Origin of the sequence: Collimonas sp. PA-H2, from assembly GCF_002564105.1 — a bacterium.
Lineage (GTDB): Bacteria > Pseudomonadota > Gammaproteobacteria > Burkholderiales > Burkholderiaceae_D > Collimonas.
In genome coordinates this window covers 1703672-1726155 of record NZ_PDBX01000001.1, presented here as the reverse complement: position 1 = coordinate 1726155, position 22484 = coordinate 1703672, and the positions used below count along the sequence as shown (strand labels likewise).

The window sequence follows — 22484 nt, the reverse complement described above, 5'->3', positions numbered from 1 at the left end:
TTAAAGATTTACCTAACGATCCAAGCGATAAAGTCGATAACCATGTGGCAAGACGTCAAAATGTTGAACGCGATCTCCGGCACCTTGCTCGGGCTGGCAGCGCTCGCATTGCTGGCGTCCGGCATCTGGTGGCTGGCGCAGCGTCCGATGTTTACGCTGAAGACCATCCGCATCGAAGGCGTCGGCCAGAGCGAGCTGCGGCGTGTGAATCCGCTGATCGTGCGGGCTTCCGCACTACCGCGCATCAAGGGTAATTTCTTTACGGCGAATCTGGATACGGTGCGTACGGCATTCGAATCGGTGCCGTGGGTGCGCAAGGCGACGGTGCAGCGCGAATGGCCGAATACGCTGATCGTGACAGTTGAAGAGCATCAGCCGCTGGCCACTTGGGATGACGATGGGCGCCTGCTGTCTGTGCGCGGCGATTTGTTTACCGCCAACCTGGATGAGGCGGAAGAAGACGGCGCATTGCTGCGCCTGTCCGGCCCTGCCGGCAGCGAGAAGGATGTAGTGGCGCGCCTGGCGGATTTTCGCCAGTGGTTTGCGCCGCTCAAGTTGAACCCGGTGGACGTGGCTTTATCGAGCCGCTACGCATGGACAGTCAAGCTGGACAACGGCATGACGGTGGAGCTGGGACGGGAACAGAACAAGACCACGCTGAAAGACCGGGTGGCGCGGCTGGTGCAGATTTATCCGCAGTTGCTGTCGCGTTTGCAGAACCGGATCGAGAGTGTAGATATGCGGTATCCGAATGGCTTGGCGCTGAAGGCTAGCGGCATGACGGGCGGATTGGGAAGCAAGAAAAAATAAGCGAAACATTATGACAAAAGACGCAAAAAACTTGATCGTCGGTCTCGACATCGGCACCTCGAAAGTGGTGGCGGTGGTAGCCGAGGTATTGTCGGATGGACGCCATGAAGTGATTGGCCTGGGCCAGGCTGAATCCAAGGGTTTGAAAAAAGGCGTGGTGGTGAACATCGAAGCCACCGTGGAATCCATCCAGCGCGCGCTGGAAGAGGCCGAGCTGATGGCCGACTGCAAAATCCGCAATGTCTACACCGGCATCGCAGGCAGCCATATCCGCAGCTTCAATTCCAGCGGCATGGTGGCGATCAAGGACAAGGAAGTCAGCGCAGCGGACGTCTCGCGCGTTATTGAAACGGCCAAGGCGGTCAATATACCGACCGACCAGCAACTGCTGCATACGGTACCGCAGGAATTTATTGTCGACAGCCAGGAAGATGTGCGCGAACCAATTGGCATGAGCGGCATCCGACTCGAGGTCAAGGTGCACATCGTCACCGGCGCCGTGTCCGCGGTGCAGAACATCGTCAAGTGCATCCGCCGTTGCGGGCTGGAAGTGTCTGACCTGATCCTGCAGCCGATGGCCTCGGCCGATGCGGTGCTGACGCCGGACGAGAAAGAGCTGGGCGTGGTGCTGGTGGATATCGGCGGCGGCACCACCGACGTCGCGGTGTTCACCGAAGGAGCGATCCGCCATACCGCGGTGATTCCGATTGCCGGCGACCAGATCACCAACGACATTGCGATGGCGCTGCGGACGCCGACCAATGAAGCTGAAGAGATCAAGCTGCGTTACGGCGTCGCCAAGCAGATCCTGGCCGATCCGGGCGAAACGCTGGAAGTGCCGGGCCTGGGCGACCGCAATCCGCGCACCTTGTCGCGCCAGGCATTGGCGGCGGTGATCGAACCGCGGGTGGAGGAATTGTTCGCGCTGGTGCATCAGGTAGTGCGCGAGTCGGGTTACGAAGAAGTGCTGTCGAGCGGCGTGGTGCTGACCGGCGGTTCGGCCATGATGCCGGGCATGATCGAACTGGCGGAAGACATCTTCCTCAAGCCGGCGCGCCTGGGCACGCCGGATTACCGCGGCCAGTTGGCGGACGTAGTGCGCAGTCCGCGTTATTCGACCGTGCTGGGCTTGCTGCTGGAAGCGAAGAAACAATACCTGCGTGGCTATATAGTGACCCGCCAGGAAGGATCGGCGAAGGCGATCTGGCAGCGGATGAAAGAATGGTTTTTGGGTAATTTTTAATTTTCATTCTGCAGGACAGAGTTAAAGAGGCGCCGGGCAATTTGATGGCGCAGCACTTTGCTCTTGCGGATTACTGGCGAAGTTTAATTTTAATGTTGTTTGTGCAACACGCAGTTGTCAGTTGCTAGGCCTCACACCGCGTGATGCCTATTGACTGGATGCTGCATCTTTATGAGGAAATATCATGGAAATCGATATGCTTGACAATGCAACTTTGGGCACCGTGATTAAAGTCGTCGGTGTCGGCGGCGCCGGCGGCAATGCGGTCCAACATATGATCAACAAGGGTGTGTCGGGAGTGGAGTTCATCGCTGCCAACACGGATGCACAGGCGCTCAAGCAATCGAAGGCGCATAACGTCATCCAGATCGGCGAGACCGGTCTGGGCGCCGGAATGAAGCCGTCGGTAGGCCGCCAGCTGGCGGAAGAATCGCGTGGCCGCATCGAAGATGCGTTGCGCGGCGCGCACATGGTGTTCATCGCTGCAGGCATGGGCGGCGGCACCGGCACCGGCGCTGCGCCTGTGGTGGCGCAGATCGCCAAGGAACTCGGCGCACTGACCGTGGCGGTGGTTTCCAAGCCATTTTCTTACGAAGGCCAGAAGTGCATGGACATCGCCGACGAAGGCCTGGAAGCGCTGTCCCAGCACGTCGATTCGCTGATCATCATTCTCAACGAAAAGCTGGAAGAGATCTATGAAGACGACAGCATGATGGAATGGCTGCAGCACGCCGACGATGTGCTCAACAATGCCGTTGCCGGTATTGCTGAAATTATCAATGTGCCTGGCCATATCAACGTCGACTTCAACGACGTCAAGACCATCATGGGCGAACAGGGCAAGGCGATGATGGGTACCGCCACCGCTTCCGGCGTCGATCGCGCCCGCCTGGCAGCCGAGCAGGCAGTCGCTTCGCCGCTGCTGGACGGCATCGACCTGTCCGGCGCGCGCGGCGTGCTGGTCAACGTCACCGCCAGCCGCAGCCTGAAGGGTAAGGAAATCAAGGAAGTCATGGCCACCGTGCGCGCATTTGCGGCGCCGGATGCTTCGATAGCCCAAGGTATTGCCTACGACGAAACCATGGGCGACGATATCCGCGTCACCGTGGTCGCCACCGGCCTCGGCCGTTCGCGCAAGGCAGTGCAGCTGGTGCAGGCGCCGATGATGCGTACCGGCACCCACAACGAGCCGCTGATGCACGGCCAGCCATCGGTTGGCCATGGCAGTTCGTCGTTCGAGGGCATGAAGGCGCCGGCGGTATGGCGTCGCGAGTCGGCTTCCGACACGGTGCGCGCTTTGGAAAAGAACGGCATGGAAACCTACGACATCCCAGCTTTCCTACGCAAGCAGGCTGACTAAGCCAGTCCTAGTTTCCTGCGCGAGCTTGATGGCTGACAGCGGATTGATATACCCGCTATCAGCCACCAGGCCCTGCATGAATTTGCGGAACAAGGCATACTGCGGATTCCACGCCGCGTCGCAAGGCGCGGCGTTTTCTTTTTAGCATGCGCTAACATACGATGTCTCGGCAGATCGGTGCACGGCTCAGGCCGTGGCGCTGGTCTGGAGGCTTCATTCACTAGACAAGGACTTATCATGACCATCAAGATCGGCGATCGCCTGCCGGAAGGCAAATTAGCAGAATTCATCGAAACCGAAACCGCAGGTTGCGCGCTCGGCCCAAATACATTCAATGTCAGCGATCTGGTGAAGGGCAAGAAGATCGCCCTGTTCGCTGTTCCTGGCGCATTCACGCCAACCTGCTCGGCCAAGCATCTGCCTGGCTACATCCAGCACGCGGCAGAGTTCAAGGCCAAGGGCGTTGACGAAATCTGGGCGATTTCAGTGAACGACGCTTTCGTCATGGGCGCCTGGGGCCGCGATCAAAAGGCGACCGGCATCGTGCGTCTGCTGGCTGACGGCAATGCAGATTTCGTCAAGGCGCTGGGCCTGGACGCGGATTTCGGCAAGTTCGGCATGGGTACGCGCTCGCAGCGTTTCTCGGCGCTGATCGACGACGGCGTGGTCAAGCAATTGAACGTTGAACAAGGCGGCGCATTTGAAGTATCCAGTGCGGAAACACTGCTGGGCCAGCTGGCATAAGATTTATTCTTGTCAGTAAGCAAGGCGGCGCCGAGTGCGCCGCTTTTTGCATCTGTAGCCGGGTAATCGCGGCCTTGTTGATAGCCTGCCGATATGCCTGCGATAGAAAAAAATAAGCTGGAGCGCCAAGCGTGTTTTTTATCCCACACCAGGTACACATCGTTACAGAATAATTATCAGTCAGACTTATAATGTCATCATGTTGAAACAACGCACTATCAAGAAAATTGTCAAGACGACAGGCATTGGCGTCCATTCCGGCACCAAGGTCGAGCTGACCCTGCGCCCGGCCGCCGTCGATACCGGGATTGTCTTCCGTCGTGTCGACCTTGACCCTGTTGTCGATTTCCCTGCGAAAGCCACCGAAGTCGGCGATACCCGCATGGCTTCCGTGCTGGTCAAGGACGGCGCACGGGTGTCGACCATCGAGCATCTGATGTCGGCCTGTTCTGGACTGGGCATCGATAATCTGTATGTCGACGTCACCGCGGAAGAAATCCCGATCATGGACGGTTCGGCATCTTCCTTCGTGTTCCTGCTGCAGCAAGCCGGACTGGAAGAACAGAACGCCGCTAAGAAATTCGTCCGCATCAAGAAAAGCGTGGAAGTACGCGAAGGCCAGGGCGAGCGCGAGAAATGGGCGCGGCTGGATCCTTGCAACGGTTTCAAGCTCAAGTTCTTTATCGAATTCAATCACCCGGCGGTCGACGGCACCGGCCAGACCGCGGAAGTCGATTTCAGCATCGAGTCATATGTGAAGGAAGTGGCGCGCGCGCGTACCTTCGGTTTCATGCAAGACGTGGAAACCATGCGCGGCCTTGGCCTGGCGCGCGGCGGTTCGCTGGAAAACGCAATTGTGATGGATGAATACCGGATTTTGAACAGCGACGGTTTGCGTTACGAAAACGAATTCGTGCGCCACAAGATCCTGGACGCCATCGGAGATCTGTACCTGATCGGCCATCCGCTCTTGGCCAGCTACACTGCCCATAAATCAGGGCACGGCTTGAACAATCAGCTGCTGCGCGCCTTGCTGGCGCAGCCGGATGCGTATGAAGTGGTCAGCTTCGATGAACTCACCGAAGCGCCGGGCGCCTATCAGCGGCAAGTCGGACAAGAGTGGGCCTTGAACTAAGCTTGTTTACTAGGCCCGTTTCTTTTCTTCGTTAAACGCCCTGCATCAAATCAAGCGCCTATCCGGCGCTTGTTCCTTGTGTTTCATGCCCCTCATGCACCTCCAGGTGCACGCTGCCGCTGCGCTGGTCATAGTCCAGGATCTCAGCGTAACGTCCCCAGGAAATCAGCGTAGCGAACAGGCTCTCCGGTTGGTCGTAGGGCAGCACGCTAGCCAGCTCTTCGAGAATCTCATCTTCCTTCACCCGCGCACCCGGATTTTCATTGAGACGCGCTGTCAGCATCTGGAACAGGCGCAGGCGCAGGATCTGTTTCCTGAATAGTGTCTTGCGTGCCGCCAGCGGTGCGGCCAGAAAGTACCAGCCGAGCGTGGTCATCGTCACTTCGTGTTTCGGCGTATCCACCAGATCCAGCATTTCGGCGGCCTTGACGATGGCAATCGTTTCGCCGAAATCGGTGCCGATGCGCGTGCTCAGTTCGTAGATATTGATGGTTTCCTGATTGTTCTGGAGAATCTCCAGCAAGCCGACAATCCGTCCCACCGGTACATTAGGAATCGGTTCGACGCGGCCGGCGCCTGCGTCCTGCACGGCGGCCGCCTGCGCCTCTTGTTCTTGCGTTTGGCCAGCGCCGACCTCCACCGCCTCGATTTCGTCGCCCGGCTCGTCCGGCAGCGCCAGCGCCGTGATCGCATCGTGGATCTGGTTGACCAGGGCGGCGAATTCCTTCGACTTGACGTCGCGCGGGTAGGGCAGCGGGTTGGCGATCACATTCTTGATGCGCCCCGGATGCGAAGAAATGATCACGATGCGGGAAGCCATATAGGCCGCTTCGACGATATTGTGGGTGACGAAGAAAATGCTCTTGATGCCGGTCTCGCCGGCGTTGTTCCACAGGTCGACCACTTCGGCGCGCAGGTTTTCCGCCGTGAGCACGTCGAGTGCGCTGAAGGCTTCATCCATGCACAGTACTTCGGGCTTGGCGACGATCGCGCGCGCCAGGCCGACGCGCTGGCGCATGCCGCCGGATAGCTCCTTGGGGAAGGCATTCTCGAAGCCGGACAAGCCGATCAGCGTCAGCACCTTTTCAATTTCTTCTTGTTCCTGCCGCGCGCTGAGGCGGCGCTGGGTCAGGCCGACCTGGACATTCTGCTGCACCGTCAGCCACGGATACAGGGCGAAACTCTGGAACACGATGGAGAGCTTGCGATTGATGCCTTCCAGCGCCTTGCCATGACTGAGCACGGCGCCGCTGGTGGGATCCGTGAGCCCGGCGATCAGGCGCAGGATGGTCGATTTGCCGCTACCCGACTGCCCCAGCAGCGCCAGCATTTCACCTTCGCGCACGGCCAGGCTGATGTCGTCGAGAATGGTGACGGGCTCGCCGCCGCCAGTGGTATAGGCTTTCGATACATGCTGCAGTTCGATCAGCGGCGCTGCAGGGCTGCGGCCGGCGCCGGCAGCTGGCGCAGCGGTGGAAGCAGTGGAAACGGAGTCAGACATCGGTCACATCCTTGGAACGCTTATTGAATGCTCAGTGAGTGCTTACTGAGCAATTAATCGAGCTTGAATTTATGCTCTGCCAGCGCATACAGCCGGCGCCACAGGAAACGGTTGATCAGCACCACGAACAGCGACATCACCACGATGCTGAAATAAATAGCGGGCTTGTCGCCTTTCTCGGTGACCTGCGCAATGTAGGCGCCCAGGCCGTCAGCCACCAATTTGTTGTTGCCCCATGACGCAACTTCGGCCACGATGCTGGCATTCCAAGCACCACCGGTGGCGGTGACGGCTCCGGTCACCCAGAACGGGAAAATCGCCGGAATGATCACGGTCTTCCACAGGCGCCATTTACGCAAGCCGAACATCTGCGCCGCTTCCCGCAGGTCGGTGGGAATCGCCATGGCGCCGGCGATTACATTAAACAGGATATACCACTGGGTGCCTAATGCCATCAGCAGGATGCTGCCGACGTTGATGGGGATATTCGCCGTGATGAAAAACACCACGATGAAGGGAAAAGTCATGTTGACCGGAAACGAGGCGGCAATCTGCGCCAACGGCTGGGCTATGCGCGCGACCCGCGGCCGCAAGCCTATCCAGACCCCGATTGGAGTCCAGATCAGGGTGGCGACGATCATCATCGCCAGCACCCGCAGGAAGGTCAGGACGCCCAGCCAGACCACGTGCAGCATCGCGGCGCCGGTCATCTCGGTCTTGATCTCGCGGGCAACGCCGAAGGCGTCGATCACCAGCCAGACGATGCCGGCGGCGATCGCCAGCCAGAGCGCCACGCGCAATCCCTGTTTGAAGAGTGTCGGCGCATTGCGCGTCACGCTTTCCGTGACATCGCTGGCAACCGAGGACAGGCGCTGGCTGACGCGCCCGACGACGCGCCCGATGCGTTGGAACAACCAGCCGATCACGTTGGAACGCTGCAGCAGATCCAGCATCCAGGATTGTGGGCTGTCTTTCGCCTCGGTATTTTCCAGCTTGAATTTCTCGGCCCAGGCCACCAGCGGCCGCCACACCAGCTGATCGATCAAGAGAATGGTGAAAATCATGGCGCCGATAGCATACAGCGCGGCGCGCGTGTTGCCGGCCTCGACCGCCGCCGCCATGTACGAGCCCAGTCCTGGCAGCTTGATGTTCTTGTTCAGCACCGTGATCGCTTCGCTCTGCGCCACGAAAAACCAGCCGCCGCCGAAGCTCATCATCGAGTTCCACATCAGGCCGATGGCCGATGTCGGCAGTTCCAGCGTGGTAAAGCGCTGCCAGCGGTTGAGACGGAATATGGATGCGGCTTCCGACAGCTCGGCCGGAATCGTCACCAGCGAGTGGTAAAAGCCGAAGGTCATGTTCCAGGCTTGCGCCGTGAACACCGCAAAGATGCTGGCGCATTCAACGCCCAGCAGGCTGCCCGGGAACAGGGCCAGGAAGCCGGTCACCGTGATCGACAGGAAACCCAGCACCGGCACCGATTGCAGGATATCCAGGATCGGCAGCATGACCTTGCGCGCACGCGGACTCTTGGCAGCGATGTAGCCCCAGATAAAGGTGAACAGCAGGGAAGCGCCGAAGGCGATGAACATCCGCAGCACGGTGCGCGCGGTGTAATATGGGATCATCCCGACTTCCAGCGACAGCGGCGGCGGATGCAGTTCGTCGAAATGCACGCGCATGTCGCCGCTGAGCGAGAACACCAGCCAGAACAGTAGCAGCATCGCCAGCACGACCAGGATGTCGACCCAGCCGAAGCGCCAACCAGTCCGCAACTGGGGCGCCGTGATATCCGGATAAGCGCGGTTGGGCATTTTTATTTCTTATTCAGGCCAGCTGGTAAAGGTGCGGCGGGCGGCGGCAGCGTCGCTGCACGAGGCCAGTCGTTCGCGGAAGCGCCGGTCCTGGAACATTTCGGCGACTTCTGCCAGCAGTTTCAGATGCTGGTCGGTGGCGTGTTCTGGGATCAGGATGACGATGATGTCCGTTACCGGCCGGGCGTCAGGCGCGTCGAATGGAATCGGCGTGCGTGGCCGCATATACGCCAGCACTGCCTGCGCCAGGCCGCGGATGCGCGCGTGCGGCACCGCGACGCCGGCGCCCAGCCCGGTCGAGCCCAGCGCCTCGCGCGCCGCCAGCGCATTCAGCGCCTGGTTTCTGGACAGGCCATGGCGGCCGCCGAAGAGCTGTTCGGCCGCCTCGAAAACCTGTTCTTTGTGCGATACATCCAGATCAAGCAGGATATGCTCGGCAGCCAGCAGTTCACCAATACTGTTCATCAATCTGTCTATCGTGGTTCGAAGTTCAATGGAGGCCGTTGTTTCCGCCGGCAGGCAACAGGATATCCGTCTTGTCCGGCTGCAACAACGTTTTTGAAGAGAGAGAGAATGTTTTTGCCGCGCACCATGCTTCAGTGTGCAAGGTGCTTGAATTAAGTTATTGGATATTTTTGATGACTAAACCTGGAAGAGGGAACGACGGCTGGCGTATAATGTTTTTTATGCAATATTTTATTGTTCTGAAGTAAAAAAATTCAGTCTTTGCTGTCAGCCCTTACTATTTTTGCTGTGATGACGATTGACCATCGCCGCGATGGCATTTTTCAGCGCTTCGTTGGCAGCCGAAGGCGCCAGATCTTCCATCAGTGAAGCGAATGCCAACACCGCGTTGGATGAAAGCAGGGCTTGCTTGGGCGGCGGCGCTTTGACGACGTTTTGGCTTACTTGCACTTTGATTCGGATTGCATTAATCTGCCAATTTCCTGATTGCAACTGGTTTTGCAGGCGCGGCAGTTGTTGCTTCAGTTTAGTTGCGAGAGCGGCATTGGGCGCTGACAAGACGAGTTGTCCTGCTTCACATTGCAGCACTTCGCAAGCACTGAACATGGGTGGCAATTCGGCGGCGCATTGCTTTTGCAAGGCCGCCATACGCGTGACAGCGGGCAGTAGCGCCGCCATCCTGTCATTTCCCCGTAAAAAATCCGTGGCGTCCCTGGATGTTTTGGTTTGTGGCCTGGAGCTGATTGCCGATGGCCGGTATGAAGAAGGTGAGAGTCTACGCATGATGGTGAAACATTATCACACCTGTGATCCCGCCGGCGCATCACGGGAGCCGCAATGCAGGTAATTCTGTTGCACCCGCGCTTTAATCGCGCAAAATCCATCACTTTGGGCGCCAGGCACGTGGCATTGATGGTCGCCGCCTTCCTATTCTCGGTATTGCTGGCGACGGTCCTGCTGTATTTCCTCACGACTCATTATTCTCTCAGCTTGCCGTTTGCCGGCAAGACTGCGGTCAGCACCGCGGCCGGCGGCGTGCCGGACAAGGACAAATATCTGAAAGAAAACCTGGCGGCGATGGCGATCAAGCTGGGTGAAATGCAGGCACAGCTGATGCGTCTCGACGCCCTGGGCGAGCGGGTGCAGGGACTGGCCGGCGTCAAGCCGGAAGAATTCAACTTCAAGGAGGCGCCGGGACGCGGCGGCGCCGAATCCAGCAGCCTGAGCGGCCGCGCTTCCCATGACATGAGCATGAGCGAGTTCCAGCAGGCGCTGGAAGCCATGTCGCGCGACGTCGGCTATCGCGCCGACTACATGAACGTGGTCGAAACAGTGCTGATGAGCGACAGGATCAAGTCCAAGCTGCTGCCGACCAATCAGCCGGTCAATGTCGCCTACAACTCGTCGAGTTTCGGCTGGCGCCTCGATCCCTTCACTGGCCGCAGCGCCTTCCACGAAGGGTTGGATTTCCCGGCCATCGTGGGCACCGCGATCGTGGCGGCAGCGGGCGGCGTGGTGATCGACGCCGAATATCACCCGCAGTACGGCAACATGCTCGATATCGACCACGGCAACGATATCATCACCCGCTATGCGCACGCCTCGCGCCTGCTGGTAAAGGTGGGCGATATCGTGCAGCGCGGCCAGCATATTGCCGATATCGGCACCACCGGGCGTTCCACCGGACCGCATCTGCATTTCGAGGTCAGGATCAAGGGTGTGGCCCAGGATCCGCGCAAGTTCCTGAACGCCGGCACCGATTTGGCCAAGATGGCGACATTGGCAAGAAAGTAACAGCTGTTGTTGTACTGAAGTAATGCAATGTAAGCAAGATGTACAGAAGATTAGGCGCGGGCCGTGCGAATGCGGCACAATTTGCGCAACTTGCTATTGTTTCCTGGCGCATAACCCCAATGTGTCGGGGACTGCATGATAAAATTCTCCGATTATTTAGCCACAGCCCGGATTCGTGCTCACGTGTTCATTCACAAGATGTCACGGAATGTCGCCGGCGCTCTTTTTTAGAATCCAAGCATGTCATTACTGACCCAGATTTTCGGTAGCCGCAACCAGCGCCTGCTCAAACAATATAAAAAAGTCGTCCGACAAATCAACGCACTCGAACCGGCATTTGAAAAGCTGTCCGATGCCGAGCTGCAGGCCAAGACGCCTGAGCTAAAGCAACGCATAGCCGATGGCGCCAAGCTCGACGACCTGTTGCCTGAAGCTTTCGCGGTGTGCCGCGAAGCTGGTAAGCGCGTCTTGAAAATGCGCCATTTCGATGTCCAGCTGATCGGCGGCATGGTTTTGCATTATGGCAAAATTGCCGAAATGGGCACCGGCGAAGGCAAGACGCTGATGGCGACCCTGCCGGCCTACCTGAACGCGCTGTCCGGCAAGGGCGTGCACGTGGTGACCGTCAATGATTACCTGGCGCAACGCGATGCCGAATGGATGGGGCGCCTGTACGGCTGGCTTGGCCTGACCACCGGCGTCAATCTGTCTTCGGTCGAGCACGACGCCAAGCAAGTCGCCTATAGCGCGGACATCACCTACGGCACCAACAACGAATTCGGTTTTGACTACCTGCGCGACAATATGGTGTACGACGCCGCCGACCGCGTCCAGCGCACCCTGAACTTCGCCATCGTCGATGAAGTCGACTCGATCCTGATCGACGAAGCGCGGACTCCGCTGATCATTTCCGGCCAGGCTGAAAACCACACTGACCTGTACTACAAGATCAATGAAGTGCCGCCGTTGCTGACCCAGCAGATCGGTGAAGAAACGCCGGACGGCAAGGGCAAGGTTGAATTGCCTGGCGATTACACCAAGGACGAGAAGGCGCATCAGGTTTTGCTGACCGAAGCCGGCCATGAAAAGGCTGAGCAGATCCTGACCAGCATGGGCTTGCTGGCGGAAGGCGCTTCGTTGTACGACGCTGCCAACATCAGCCTGATCCATCACCTGTACGCCGCGCTGCGCGCGCATTCGCTGTACTTCAAGGACCAGCACTACGTGGTGCAGGGCGGCGAAATCGTCATCGTCGACGAATTCACCGGCCGCATGATGACCGGCCGCCGCTGGTCGGACGGCTTGCACCAGGCGGTGGAAGCCAAGGAAGGCGTCAAGATCCAGAACGAGAACCAGACCCTGGCCTCGATCACTTTCCAGAACTATTTCCGCATGTACGGCAAGCTGGCCGGCATGACCGGTACCGCCGATACCGAAGCTTACGAATTCCAGGAAATTTATGGCCTGGAAACCGTGGTGATCCCGCAAAATCGCCCGAACCAGCGTAAAGACCGCCAGGACCAGGTCTACAAGACGTCGCAAGAAAAATACAATGCGATGCTCAAGGATATCCAGGATTGCTACGAGCGCGGACAGCCGGTGCTGGTCGGCACCACCTCGATCGAAAACTCAGAGCTGCTGGCTGACATCCTGAGCAAAGCCAAGCTGCCGCACAATGTGCTGAACGCCAAGCAGCACGCGCGCGAAGCGGAAATCATTGCCCAGGCTGGCCGTCCTAAGGCGATCACGATCGCCACTAACATGGCCGGTCGCGGTACCGACATCGTGCTGGGCGGGAATGTCGAGAAACAGATCCAGTTCATCGAAGCCGACGAAGCGCTGAGCGAAACCGAAAAGCAGCTGCGTTCCGCCAAGCTGAGCGACGAATGGCAATCGCTGCATGACCACGTGGTGCATGCCGGCGGTCTGCATATCATCGGTACTGAACGTCACGAATCGCGCCGGGTGGATAACCAGTTGCGCGGCCGCGCCGCCCGCCAGGGCGATCCGGGTTCTTCACGTTTCTACCTGTCGCTGGACGACGCCTTGCTGCGCATCTTCGCCGGCGACCGTGTGCGCGCCATCATGGACCGTCTGAAGATGCCGGAAGGCGAGCCGATTGAGGCTGGCATCGTATCGCGCTCGATCGAATCGGCGCAGCGCAAGGTGGAAGCACGCAACTTCGATATCCGCAAGCAATTGCTGGAATACGATGACGTCGCCAACGACCAGCGCAAGGTGATCTATCAGCAACGTAATGAATTGCTGGAATCGCAGGGCGTATCAGAGACAGTGGCATCGCTGCGCGAAGGCGTGCTAGACGATACTTTCCGTACGCATGTGCCGGCGGAGTCGCTGGAAGAGCAATGGAATATTCCGGCGCTGGAAGCGACCTTGGCCAACGAACTGCATCTGGAAGTGCCGCTGGGCGAGATGCTGAAGTCGGAGCCGAACCTGACTGATGAAGAATTACTGGAACGCGTGCTGAAAACTGCCGAAACCAGCTATGCCGCCAAGACCGAAATCGTCGGCAAGGAATCGTTTGCCGGTTTCGAACGCAGCGTCATGCTGCAGAGCGTCGACAGCCATTGGCGCGAACATCTGGCGGCGCTGGACCATCTGCGCCAGGGCATCCACCTGCGCGGCTATGCGCAGAAGAATCCGAAGCAGGAATACAAGCGCGAAGCGTTTGAACTGTTCGGCCAGATGCTGGACCTGATCAAGAATGAAGTAGTCAAGGTGGTGATGACGGTGCGCATTGAAAACCGCGAAGAAATCGCCGCGGTGGAAGAAGAACTGGCGCAGTCGCATGTGGAAAACGTCCATTACCAGCATGCCGACTTTGATCCGACGGCAGCGCCGGAAGCACTGCTGGCGCCGACCGCCCACCACGATGAGTCGCAGCAGCATGCCAATGAAGTTCCTAAGGTCGGCCGCAATGATCCTTGTCCTTGCGGCAGCGGCAAGAAGTACAAGCAATGCCATGGGCAACTGATGTAAGCGGGGCGGCCGGCGAGGTGCGGCCGGCCAGGCACGATCGGATGTAGTTGAAGCAGTGCAGGGCGGAGAAATCTCCGCCCTTTGCTTTTGTTGCGGTAGATTGCACACGGCCTGGCCATACACCTTAAAATAGCCGTCTGGCGGTGCCGCGGACTGCTTGCTGGCGCCATTCAGCATCGCTGAATCACTGCAGTTACCAACGTTAATATTTATATTTAGTTAAGGATTCCCATGGCTGTCAATTCCCCTGTTCCTGTTGCTGCTGACCTGCTGCCCGTTGCCGGCATCGAGCTTGGCCATGCCGAAGCCGGCGTGCGCAAGGCGAACCGCAAGGATCTGTTAGTGATGAAACTGGCGCCTAGCGCCACCGTGGCCGGGGTGTTCACCCAAAACCGCTTTTGCGCCGCACCGGTACAAGTCAGCAAGGCGCACCTGGCGGCTGCCGAGATTTCCGGCGAGCCTATCCGCGCGCTGCTGATCAATACCGGCAACGCCAACGCCGGCACCGGCGAAGCCGGCCTGGCCGCTGCCAATGCGACCTGCGATGCGCTGGCGGAATTGCTGGGCTGCCACGCGGCGCAGATCTTGCCGTTTTCTACCGGCGTGATTCTTGAGCCGCTGCCGGTCGAGCGCATCATCGCAGGCTTGCCGCTGGCGATCGGCAACCTGAAGAGCGATAACTGGTTCAATGCCGCCGAGGCCATCATGACGACCGATACGCAGCCGAAAGCGGCCTCGCGCAGCATGGTCATTGCCGGCAAAACAGTCAATTTTTCCGGCATCAGCAAGGGCGCAGGCATGATCAAGCCGAACATGGCGACCATGCTGGGCTTCCTGGCGATCGATGCGAAAGTGGCGCAGCCGGTGCTGGAGAAGATGGTGCGGCAGGCGGCCGACCGCTCCTTCAATTGCATCACCATCGACGGCGATACCTCCACCAATGATTCCTTCATGCTGATCGCCACCGGCGCCGGCGAACTGGAAGTCACCAGTGCCGACAGTCCGGAATATGCGGAGCTGGCCGCCGCCGTCACCGATATTTCGCAGCACCTGGCGCAGATGATCATCCGCGACGGCGAAGGCGCCACCAAGTTCATCACGGTGACAGTAGAGCAAGGGCAGAACGCAGCCGAATGCCGCAAGATCGCTTACTCGATCGCCCATTCGCCTCTGGTCAAGACGGCGTTCTTTGCTTCAGATCCTAACCTGGGCCGCATTCTGGCAGCGATCGGCTACGCCGGCGTCGATGACCTGGATGTCAGCAAGCTCGACCTGTATCTGGATGACGTGCTGGTGGCCAAGAATGGTGGCCGCAATCCTGAATACCAGGAGGCGGATGGCCAGCGCGTGATGAAGCAAAGCGAAATCACGGTGCGTGTGCAACTGGCGCGTGGCGATGCCGACGCGACCGTCTGGACTTGCGATCTGTCGCACGACTATGTTTCGATCAATGCGGATTACCGTTCCTGATATGTCGTAAAAAGGGCAGCGGCCGGCATGTCCCAGCCGCAGCCTTGCAGCCGCTTCGACGAATAATATTCATCTACTATCATTGTGCTTTGCGTCAAAATGGTGGTCAGCCAGCGTCATCCGATTGCCTGCATTCCTGATTTTTTGAGCCATGACCCAACTAGACCAGTTTCTTATCCGCGCCGAGGCCCTGCTGGGCCGCCTTGAAGCTATCCTGCCGAGCGCCAAAGCCGCGCCTGACTGGAATGCCGCAACAGCCTTCCGCTGGCGCCATCGCGGCGGCGCGGCTGGGGGGTATTTGCAGGCGGTGGGCCATATCTCGGATATCGCCTTGGCGGATTTGCATAATATCGAGGTGCAAAAGCAGCAGATCGACCAGAATACCCGCCAGTTCGTCGATGGCCGGCCGGCCAATAACGTGCTGCTGACCGGCGCCCGCGGCACCGGCAAGTCATCCCTGATCAAAGCCTGTTTGAACCAGTACGCCCCCCAGGGTTTGCGCCTGATCGAGGTGGATAAGGATGATTTGGCGGCACTGCCGGATATCGTCGACCTGGTAGCGGCGCGTCCCGAGCGTTTCATCATATTCTGCGACGATCTCTCGTTTGAAGAAGGCGAGAGTGGCTACAAGGCGCTCAAGGTGGCGCTGGACGGCAGCATCGCTGCGCAGTCGGACAATGTCTTGATTTATGCCACTTCCAACCGCCGCCATCTGCTGCCCGAGCGGATGTCCGACAATGCCAGCTACAAGACCACTGAAGACGGCGACCTGCATCCGGGCGAAACCGTCGAGGAAAAAATTTCACTTTCGGAACGCTTTGGCCTGTGGGTATCGTTTTATCCATTCAAACAAGACGACTATCTGGACATTGTCAGCCATTGGCTAGGCCATTTCGGCTGCAGTGCCGAGCAGATCGCCGAAGCGCGCGCCGATGCCCTGCGCTGGGCCTTGCAGCGCGCCTCGCGTTCCGGCCGAGTGGCTTGGCAGTTCGCGCGCGACTATGCCGGTCGCATGGACAGCAACGATTAAGCAGGATTTTGATGAAGACAGAACAAGTATTGCCGGTCAACGTTGCCGTTGGCATCTTGATGAAACCGAATGGCGACGTGCTGCTTGGCCAGCGGCCTGAGGGCAAGCCAATGGCTGGTTATTGGGAATTTCCTGGGGGTAAGGTGGAACCGGGAGAGTCGATTTTCGATGCGCTCAAGCGCGAGCTGCTGGAAGAGCTGGGGATAGAGATCCACTCCGCCGAGCCATGGTGCGGCATCGAGCATCAATACGCCCATGCTCATGTGCGCCTGCACTTCTACATCAGCCGCGACTGGCGCGGCGAACCGCAAAGCTTGGAAGGCCAGGCTTTCTCCTGGCAAGGTAGCGTCGGCGTCGAGCCTCTGCTACCGGCGGCCATCCCCTTGATTGAATGGCTGGACGAATTGCGGCGGGAAGTAGTGGCTTAAGCGCCTATTTGCGCAGAAGTTACGGCAAGTTATTGCTTCAGCTTGGCATCGTCGTCGATCTCGTCGGGTGGATTGACTGCCGGAATGGCATATTTCTCTTCAGCCCAGGCGCCCAGATCGATCTGTTTGCAGCGTTCCGAGCAAAACGGCCGGAATTTATTTGCCGCAATCCATTCAACTTTTGTGCCGCAAGTCGGGCAATCGACGGTAGTAGTCATACAATTCTGTTCAAAAAAAGCAATTAAAAGTTACACAAGGTCAGCTCAAACGGCACATCGCCTTCGTAAGCCTTGGGTTTGAGGTCGCCGCCTTGCGAGGTGAAGCGTACCCACAGCATGTATTTATTGGCGGAAATTTCAGGAATGGCCAGCAGTTGCTCATCGATGATCAGGCGCAGCATCTGGTAAGACTTGCCTTGTAGCATTTGCTGGTAACTACCGTTTTGTGCATCTATTTTCACCGAACTCCCGGTTTCCCTCAGTAATCGCAGGACGATGCTGATGGCGTCGAACAGCGGGGCTAGCGGGCCGAACCAGCTGATGATGTCGGCAAAACGCTGCTCGGCAGGATGCTGCTGCCAGGCGTAATAGGAGGGCAGGTCGAATTCGCAGGCGCCTCCGGGGATGATGGTGCGGCCGCGAATGCTCATCAGCCACTCGTTGTCACGGATGTGCTGGCCAGTCTTGCCCTGGGTCGCCATCAAGGCTGTGCTGATGCGGTCGATCTCTTGCAGGATGGCGTCCAGCATATCCGGCGCCACATTCGGGTTCGATTTGAAGCCGAGCAGGGTTTGTCTTTGTCGTTCCAGTTCTTGCAGCAGATCCGATTTCAAGTCGGCGCGTCCGGCGACCTCCAGCATTTCAAAAATGGTGGACAGCGCGATATGGTGCTGCAGCGGACTTTCCTGATGCACGAAGAAGCCGAATCTTTCATGCAGGTCTTCCAGCCGCAACAGGGTGCGAATGCGCTCGTTGAAAGGATATTCGTAGACGATCAAAGTGACATCCCTTAAAAATTTGAGCCAGATAAGACATGATTCTGAACGATGCGAACAGAAATTACAAATGCCCAACCCCAATTAAGTTGGCGACAGAGTAATTCGCCGCGCTACGGCGGCTTACAAACTCTGTCCCGCAAGCAGTTAGCTTACGTTACGCGATGGGTTCGCCCGGCAAGCGCGTATGGCTTTATACCATTTATAACGATCGGCTAAGTGCCTCATATAAGGCGTGCAAGCGCTCCACCTGCGGCAATAGCGCTGCCCGTGCACCGTCGTTGACGATCACGTCGTCCGCGGCCTGCAAGCGCTGCTGCCTGGTGGCTTGCGTCGCCATGATGGCGCGTACCTGTGGTTCAGTCAGCGCATTGCGCTGCATGACGCGCTGCAGCTGGACCTGTTCATCGCAGTCTACGACTAGTATGCGCCCAACCCGCTGTTTCCAGTTGCCGGACTCAACTAATAGCGGTACGGCGAAGATCAGATACGAACCTACCGCGCGTTCGCCGGCATTGGCTGTCTCGGTGCGGATCAAGGGATGCAGTATCGCTTCCAGCTGCTGCTTTGCCGTCGGGTCTGAGAATACACGGGCACGCATCAGCTCCCTGTCCATGGCGCCGCTGGCGTCGATGAAGGCGTCGCCGAAGCAGGCTCTGATCGCTTCGATGGCGATGCCGCCAGGGGCCGTCAGTTGACGGGCGATGATATCGGTGTCGATGACCGCCGCGCCGCGTTCCGAGAACATGTCGGCCACCGTGCTTTTGCCGCTGCCGATGCCGCCGGTCAGGCCGACGCTGAATCTCGGCTTGGCCGCTGCAGGCTGGGCGGGATTGCTGGCATCGTGCGGGTTCATGCGATGTTAGGCAACGAAATTGAAATAAGTTTCCATGATGGTGTGGCCGTAGAGCAGCGCCAGCAAGCCGGCAGCTGCCAGATAAGGGCCGAATGGAATGGGAATGTCGTATCCGCGACGGGCGGCGACGATCAGGACGATGCCGACTATGGCGCCTACCAGCGACGAAAACAGGATGATAATGGGGAGCATTTTCCAGCCCAGCCACGCGCCCAGCGCCGCCAACAGCTTGAAATCGCCATAACCCATGCCTTCCTGGTCCCTCAACAGCTTGTAGGCCCAGTAGATAAGCCACAGGCTAAGATAACCGGCGGCGGCGCCTATCACCGCTTCGCTGAGCGGCACAAACAAACCGGACAGGTTCAGCAGCAAGCCCAGCCACAGCAAGGGCAGGGTCAGATCGTCAGGCAGCAGCTGCGTATCGGCATCGATAAATGTCATTGCGATCAGCAGGTAGGCAAAGACCAACGTTGCTAGCCCAGCCCAGCCGCTACCGAAATGCCAGATCAGCAGTGCCGACAAGGCGCCGGTAAGCGCTTCCACGACCGGATAGCGCGCTGAAATCGGCGTCTTGCAGGAGGCGCATTTCCCGCGCAAAGCGAGATAGCTCAGCACCGGCACGTTTTCCAAGGCGCCGATCTGGTGCTTGCATTGCGGGCAGGCCGAGCGTGGCACCACCAGGTTGTAGCGGTCGGTATGCGGCAGCGGCTGGCCGCTTTCGTGGGCGACGTAGTTATCCGAATCACGCTGCATCATGATCGGCAGCCGATGAATCACGACATTCAGGAAACTTCCGATAAGCAGGCCAAAGATAGCTGCGATGACGGTGGGAAGCAGGCTTCCCGCCGCCAGGAAAAAAATACCGTCCTGCATCAGACCACTGAGCCCAGTTTGAAGATAGGCAGGTACATGGCAACCACCAGGCCGCCGATCAATACGCCCAGAATTACCATGATCAGGGGTTCCATCAGGCTGGACAGGGAAGCTACTGCATCATCCACTTCCGCTTCATAGAAGTCAGCCACTTTGCCCAACATCTGATCCAGGGAGCCGGATTCCTCGCCGATCGAAACCATCTGTGTCACCATGTTCGGGAACACGTTGGCGTTTTCCATAGCTGCAGTCAGGCTGGTGCCGGTGCTGACTTCGCTCTGGATTTTCTTGGTCGCATCCAGATACACGGCGTTGCCGCTGGCGCCGCCGACGGAGTCAAGCGACTCCACTAAAGGCACACCGGCGGCAAACATCGTCGCCAGGGTACGGGTCCAGCGTGCAATCGTGGCTTTGCGGATCACTTCGCCAAAAATCGGCGCTTTCAACAATAAACGATCCATCACGCGCTGCATCTTGAGCGAGCGTCTCCAGGATTGGAAAAACAGATATAAACCGGCAAATATGGTTGGAAAGATAATATACCAGTTGCCCACCATGAAATCCGAGATGGACATGACGAACATGGTCGGCGCTGGCAGGTCAGCGCCGAAACTCGAGAACACCTGTTTGAATGCAGGTACTACCCAAATCATGATGACAGCAGTAACTACAAACGCTACCGCTAGAATCGAGACTGGATAAAACAGGGCAGACTTGATCTTGCCTTTAATTGCAAGCGTCTTTTCTTTGTAGATTGCAAGTCGCTCCAGCAGGTCTTCCAGAATACCTGCTTGCTCGCCGGCGCCCACCAGATTGCAGAATAGGGGATCGAAATAGAGCGGGAATTTGCGGAAAGCCTGGCTCAGGCTGGTCCCTGTTTCAACGTCGCCGCGAATATCATTCACCAGTTTTGAGACTGACGGGTTGGCGTGGCCTTTGGCCACAATATCGAAAGACTGCAGCAGCGGCACACCAGCTTTCATCATGGTTGCCAGCTGCCGAGTGAACAGACCAATATCTTTCTCCGAGATTTTTTTCCCGCTGCGGAAGGTTTTCTTTTTGACTTTGGTAACCAGAATCCCTTGCCGGCGCATGGTGACGTTGACTACCGTCTCGCTGCCGGCGCGCAGTTCGCCACGCACTACCTTGCCTTTTTTATCCTTGCCCTCCCAAAGATAAACCAATTCCTTGACCTGACGTGAGCTTGCGGCAGTTGCCATGAACTATTCCCCTAATTAGATATTGGTGCAACCGAGCACTTCTTCGAGGCTGGTCATCCCTTGTTTAACCTTCATCAGTCCCGACTGGCGTAAAGTCTTGACGCCCTCGCGCTTGGCTTGTGCTTCGATTTCCAGCGCCGTGCCATGGGCCAGAATAATGCGTTCTATTTCTTCCGTGATCGGCATGATCTGATAGATGCCGACCCGTCCCTTGTAGCCGGTGCCGTTGCAGCGTTCGCAGCCGACTGCCTTGTACGGCAGCCAGGTACCGTCCATGTCGTCTTCGGTGAAACCGGCTTCGGTCAAGGCTTCATCTTGTATCGTGATTGGCTGCTTGCAGCTGCACAGGCGGCGCGCCAGCCGCTGCGCGGTGATCAAGATCACCGAAGAAGCAATATTGAAGGCCGGCACGCCCATGTTCATCAAGCGCGTCAGCGTCGACGGCGCATCGTTGGTATGCAAGGTGGAAAACACCATATGCCCGGTTTGCGCCGCCTTGATCGAGATGTCGGCGGTTTCCAGGTCGCGGATTTCACCAACCATGATGATGTCGGGATCCTGCCGCAAGAAGGCTTTCAGCGCGACGGGGAAAGTCAGTCCGGCGCGGTCGTTGATGTTGACCTGGTTCACGCCGGGCAAATTGATTTCGGCAGGATCTTCGGCGGTCGAGATATTGATGCCGGGCTGGTTCAGGATATTCAGGCAGGTGTAGAGCGACACGGTTTTACCGGAACCGGTAGGGCCGGTCACCAGCACCATGCCGTAGGGGCGCTGGATAGCGTCCATCAGGATCGCCTTCTGATCCGGATCGTAGCCCAGCGCGTCAATCCCCATCTGCGCCTGGCTAGGGTCCAGGATACGCATCACGATCTTTTCGCCGAACAGGGTGGGCAGAGTGCTGACCCGGAAATCGATGGCGCGCGTTTTGGAAACCACCAGCCGCATGCGGCCGTCCTGCGGCACTCGTTTTTCGGAAATATCCAGCTTCGAGATCACCTTGATGCGGGATGCCAGCTTTTCCTTGATCGACAACGGCGGCTGCGCCATGTCGCGCAATACGCCGTCGACCCGGAAACGGATCCGGTAGAATTTTTCAAACGGTTCGAAGTGCAAGTCGGATGCGCCCTGATTGATCGCATCGGTCAGGATCTTTTGCAGGAAACGCACCACCGGCGCGTCGTCAATATCGGCGGTGGCATCGGCAACCGCCGCCGCGTCCTCTTCGACGAAATTGATTTCCTGTTCGTCGCCGACCATTTCGCTCAGGCTCTGTTCGGCTGATTTGACCAGCTTCTGGATCTGCTTCACCAGCACCGGATGCTCGACGATGATCGGTTCGACCATCAGTTCGGTCTGGAACTTGATCTGGTCCAGCGCCTGAATGTTGGTCGGGTCGGACAACGCCACGTAAATCTTGTTGCCGCGCTTCGCCAGCGGCAGCACGGAGTGGCTTTCCATCAGCTTGGCGTCGATGGCCTTTTCTGGCAGCGTGCTGAGATTGAGTACGCTCAGATCCAGCTGCGGATAACCAAAGGTCTCGGCGCAAAACAGCGCCAGCGCGCGGGCATCGAGATGACCGCTGTCCAGCAAGGCCGCGATGAACGGCGTCTGGTCGCCGCTGGCTTTCTTGTGCAGGGCTTCCATCTGCGCCGTCGACAGGCGGCCGGCTTGCAGCAATGCGCGGGCAAGTCCCGAGATCGGACCGGTGGTACTAGCGTTCGGAAATACTGCAGCCATAGGGGGATCA

20 protein-coding genes are annotated in these 22484 nt (G+C 58.2%); 10 read left to right on the top strand and 10 right to left on the bottom strand.

What is annotated here, in order from left to right; all coding sequences use genetic code 11:
• Positions 1–42 precede the first annotated feature (42 nt).
• The 5 genes from BCF11_RS07775 (at position 43) to lpxC (ending at position 5292) form a co-directional block, all read left to right on the top strand.
• Positions 43–810 carry a cell division protein FtsQ/DivIB gene (locus BCF11_RS07775; protein ID WP_098494237.1) on the top strand — a complete coding sequence of 256 codons (768 nt, stop codon included), beginning with the start codon at positions 43–45 and terminating at the stop codon, positions 808–810.
• Between the two features lie 10 nt (positions 811–820).
• Complete coding sequence (gene ftsA, locus BCF11_RS07770; RefSeq protein ID WP_014007913.1) at positions 821–2053, top strand: cell division protein FtsA; 1233 nt, start codon at positions 821–823, stop codon at positions 2051–2053.
• Positions 2054–2237: 184 nt separating this feature from the next.
• Positions 2238–3413: a cell division protein FtsZ gene (gene ftsZ, locus BCF11_RS07765; protein ID WP_098494236.1), complete on the top strand. Its 1176-nt coding sequence runs from the start codon at positions 2238–2240 to the stop codon at positions 3411–3413.
• 237 nt (positions 3414–3650) lie between these two features.
• On the top strand, positions 3651–4157 hold the full coding sequence (locus BCF11_RS07760; protein ID WP_098494235.1) for a peroxiredoxin: 507 nt from the start codon (positions 3651–3653) through the stop codon (positions 4155–4157).
• Positions 4158–4356: 199 nt separating this feature from the next.
• Complete coding sequence (gene lpxC, locus BCF11_RS07755; protein ID WP_098494234.1) at positions 4357–5292, top strand: UDP-3-O-acyl-N-acetylglucosamine deacetylase; 936 nt, start codon at positions 4357–4359, stop codon at positions 5290–5292.
• Positions 5293–5350: 58 nt separating this feature from the next.
• On the opposite strand, the gene BCF11_RS07750 is transcribed toward lpxC, so the two are convergent.
• The 4 genes from BCF11_RS07750 to BCF11_RS07735 form a co-directional block, all read right to left on the bottom strand.
• On the bottom strand, positions 5351–6793 hold the full coding sequence (locus tag BCF11_RS07750; RefSeq protein WP_098494233.1) for a nitrate/sulfonate/bicarbonate ABC transporter ATP-binding protein: 1443 nt from the start codon (positions 6791–6793) through the stop codon (positions 5351–5353).
• Between the two features lie 53 nt (positions 6794–6846).
• Positions 6847–8607: an ABC transporter permease subunit gene (locus BCF11_RS07745; protein ID WP_098494232.1), complete on the bottom strand. Its 1761-nt coding sequence runs from the start codon at positions 8605–8607 to the stop codon at positions 6847–6849.
• A 9-nt stretch (positions 8608–8616) separates the two neighbouring features.
• The gene (locus BCF11_RS07740; protein WP_098494231.1) at positions 8617–9072 is read right to left on the bottom strand and encodes a PTS sugar transporter subunit IIA; all 456 of its coding nucleotides are present in this window, start codon (positions 9070–9072) and stop codon (positions 8617–8619) included.
• A gap of 267 nt (positions 9073–9339) precedes the next feature.
• The gene (locus BCF11_RS07735) at positions 9340–9750 is read right to left on the bottom strand and encodes a DciA family protein (protein WP_233212410.1); all 411 of its coding nucleotides are present in this window, start codon (positions 9748–9750) and stop codon (positions 9340–9342) included.
• A gap of 159 nt (positions 9751–9909) precedes the next feature.
• Between BCF11_RS07735 and BCF11_RS07730 the strand changes: the two genes are divergently transcribed.
• From BCF11_RS07730 to mutT, 5 genes are all read left to right on the top strand, one after another.
• The gene (locus BCF11_RS07730) at positions 9910–10866 is read left to right on the top strand and encodes a M23 family metallopeptidase (RefSeq protein WP_098494229.1); all 957 of its coding nucleotides are present in this window, start codon (positions 9910–9912) and stop codon (positions 10864–10866) included.
• Between the two features lie 240 nt (positions 10867–11106).
• On the top strand, positions 11107–13866 hold the full coding sequence (secA, locus tag BCF11_RS07725; RefSeq protein WP_098494228.1) for a preprotein translocase subunit SecA: 2760 nt from the start codon (positions 11107–11109) through the stop codon (positions 13864–13866).
• Positions 13867–14097: 231 nt separating this feature from the next.
• On the top strand, positions 14098–15336 hold the full coding sequence (argJ, locus tag BCF11_RS07720; RefSeq protein ID WP_098494227.1) for a bifunctional glutamate N-acetyltransferase/amino-acid acetyltransferase ArgJ: 1239 nt from the start codon (positions 14098–14100) through the stop codon (positions 15334–15336).
• A 151-nt stretch (positions 15337–15487) separates the two neighbouring features.
• A complete protein-coding gene (locus BCF11_RS07715) occupies positions 15488–16366 on the top strand; it encodes an ATP-binding protein (RefSeq protein WP_098494226.1) in 879 nt (292 codons plus the stop codon).
• Between the two features lie 11 nt (positions 16367–16377).
• Positions 16378–16794, top strand: a complete 417-nt coding sequence (mutT, locus tag BCF11_RS07710; protein WP_098494225.1) for an 8-oxo-dGTP diphosphatase MutT — start codon at positions 16378–16380, stop codon at positions 16792–16794.
• A gap of 29 nt (positions 16795–16823) precedes the next feature.
• On the opposite strand, the gene yacG is transcribed toward mutT, so the two are convergent.
• From yacG to pilB, 6 genes are all read right to left on the bottom strand, one after another.
• On the bottom strand, positions 16824–17012 hold the full coding sequence (gene yacG, locus BCF11_RS07705) for a DNA gyrase inhibitor YacG (RefSeq protein ID WP_098494224.1): 189 nt from the start codon (positions 17010–17012) through the stop codon (positions 16824–16826).
• A 23-nt stretch (positions 17013–17035) separates the two neighbouring features.
• Positions 17036–17791, bottom strand: a complete 756-nt coding sequence (zapD, locus tag BCF11_RS07700; protein WP_098494223.1) for a cell division protein ZapD — start codon at positions 17789–17791, stop codon at positions 17036–17038.
• Between the two features lie 199 nt (positions 17792–17990).
• On the bottom strand, positions 17991–18644 hold the full coding sequence (coaE, locus tag BCF11_RS07695) for a dephospho-CoA kinase (RefSeq protein ID WP_098494222.1): 654 nt from the start codon (positions 18642–18644) through the stop codon (positions 17991–17993).
• Between the two features lie 6 nt (positions 18645–18650).
• A complete protein-coding gene (locus tag BCF11_RS07690; RefSeq protein ID WP_098494221.1) occupies positions 18651–19517 on the bottom strand; it encodes an A24 family peptidase in 867 nt (288 codons plus the stop codon).
• A complete protein-coding gene (locus BCF11_RS07685; protein ID WP_098494220.1) occupies positions 19517–20737 on the bottom strand; it encodes a type II secretion system F family protein in 1221 nt (406 codons plus the stop codon). The genes BCF11_RS07690 and BCF11_RS07685 overlap by 1 nt, the downstream gene beginning before the upstream one ends.
• Before the next feature lie 15 nt (positions 20738–20752).
• Positions 20753–22474: a type IV-A pilus assembly ATPase PilB gene (pilB, locus tag BCF11_RS07680; RefSeq protein WP_098494219.1), complete on the bottom strand. Its 1722-nt coding sequence runs from the start codon at positions 22472–22474 to the stop codon at positions 20753–20755.
• Positions 22475–22484: the final 10 nt, after the last annotated feature.

Coding starts and splice junctions, on each gene's coding strand:
- BCF11_RS07775 (WP_098494237.1), top strand. CDS start 43: ATGTGGCAAGACGTCAAAATGTTGAACGCGATCTCCGGCACCTTGCTC.
- ftsA (WP_014007913.1), top strand. CDS start 821: ATGACAAAAGACGCAAAAAACTTGATCGTCGGTCTCGACATCGGCACC.
- ftsZ (WP_098494236.1), top strand. CDS start 2,238: ATGGAAATCGATATGCTTGACAATGCAACTTTGGGCACCGTGATTAAA.
- BCF11_RS07760 (WP_098494235.1), top strand. CDS start 3,651: ATGACCATCAAGATCGGCGATCGCCTGCCGGAAGGCAAATTAGCAGAA.
- lpxC (WP_098494234.1), top strand. CDS start 4,357: ATGTTGAAACAACGCACTATCAAGAAAATTGTCAAGACGACAGGCATT.
- BCF11_RS07750 (WP_098494233.1), bottom strand. CDS start 6,793: ATGTCTGACTCCGTTTCCACTGCTTCCACCGCTGCGCCAGCTGCCGGC.
- BCF11_RS07745 (WP_098494232.1), bottom strand. CDS start 8,607: ATGCCCAACCGCGCTTATCCGGATATCACGGCGCCCCAGTTGCGGACT.
- BCF11_RS07740 (WP_098494231.1), bottom strand. CDS start 9,072: ATGAACAGTATTGGTGAACTGCTGGCTGCCGAGCATATCCTGCTTGAT.
- BCF11_RS07735 (WP_233212410.1), bottom strand. CDS start 9,750: ATGGCGGCGCTACTGCCCGCTGTCACGCGTATGGCGGCCTTGCAAAAG.
- BCF11_RS07730 (WP_098494229.1), top strand. CDS start 9,910: ATGCAGGTAATTCTGTTGCACCCGCGCTTTAATCGCGCAAAATCCATC.
- secA (WP_098494228.1), top strand. CDS start 11,107: ATGTCATTACTGACCCAGATTTTCGGTAGCCGCAACCAGCGCCTGCTC.
- argJ (WP_098494227.1), top strand. CDS start 14,098: ATGGCTGTCAATTCCCCTGTTCCTGTTGCTGCTGACCTGCTGCCCGTT.
- BCF11_RS07715 (WP_098494226.1), top strand. CDS start 15,488: ATGACCCAACTAGACCAGTTTCTTATCCGCGCCGAGGCCCTGCTGGGC.
- mutT (WP_098494225.1), top strand. CDS start 16,378: ATGAAGACAGAACAAGTATTGCCGGTCAACGTTGCCGTTGGCATCTTG.
- yacG (WP_098494224.1), bottom strand. CDS start 17,012: ATGACTACTACCGTCGATTGCCCGACTTGCGGCACAAAAGTTGAATGG.
- coaE (WP_098494222.1), bottom strand. CDS start 18,644: ATGAACCCGCACGATGCCAGCAATCCCGCCCAGCCTGCAGCGGCCAAG.
- BCF11_RS07690 (WP_098494221.1), bottom strand. CDS start 19,517: ATGCAGGACGGTATTTTTTTCCTGGCGGCGGGAAGCCTGCTTCCCACC.
- BCF11_RS07685 (WP_098494220.1), bottom strand. CDS start 20,737: ATGGCAACTGCCGCAAGCTCACGTCAGGTCAAGGAATTGGTTTATCTT.
- pilB (WP_098494219.1), bottom strand. CDS start 22,474: ATGGCTGCAGTATTTCCGAACGCTAGTACCACCGGTCCGATCTCGGGA.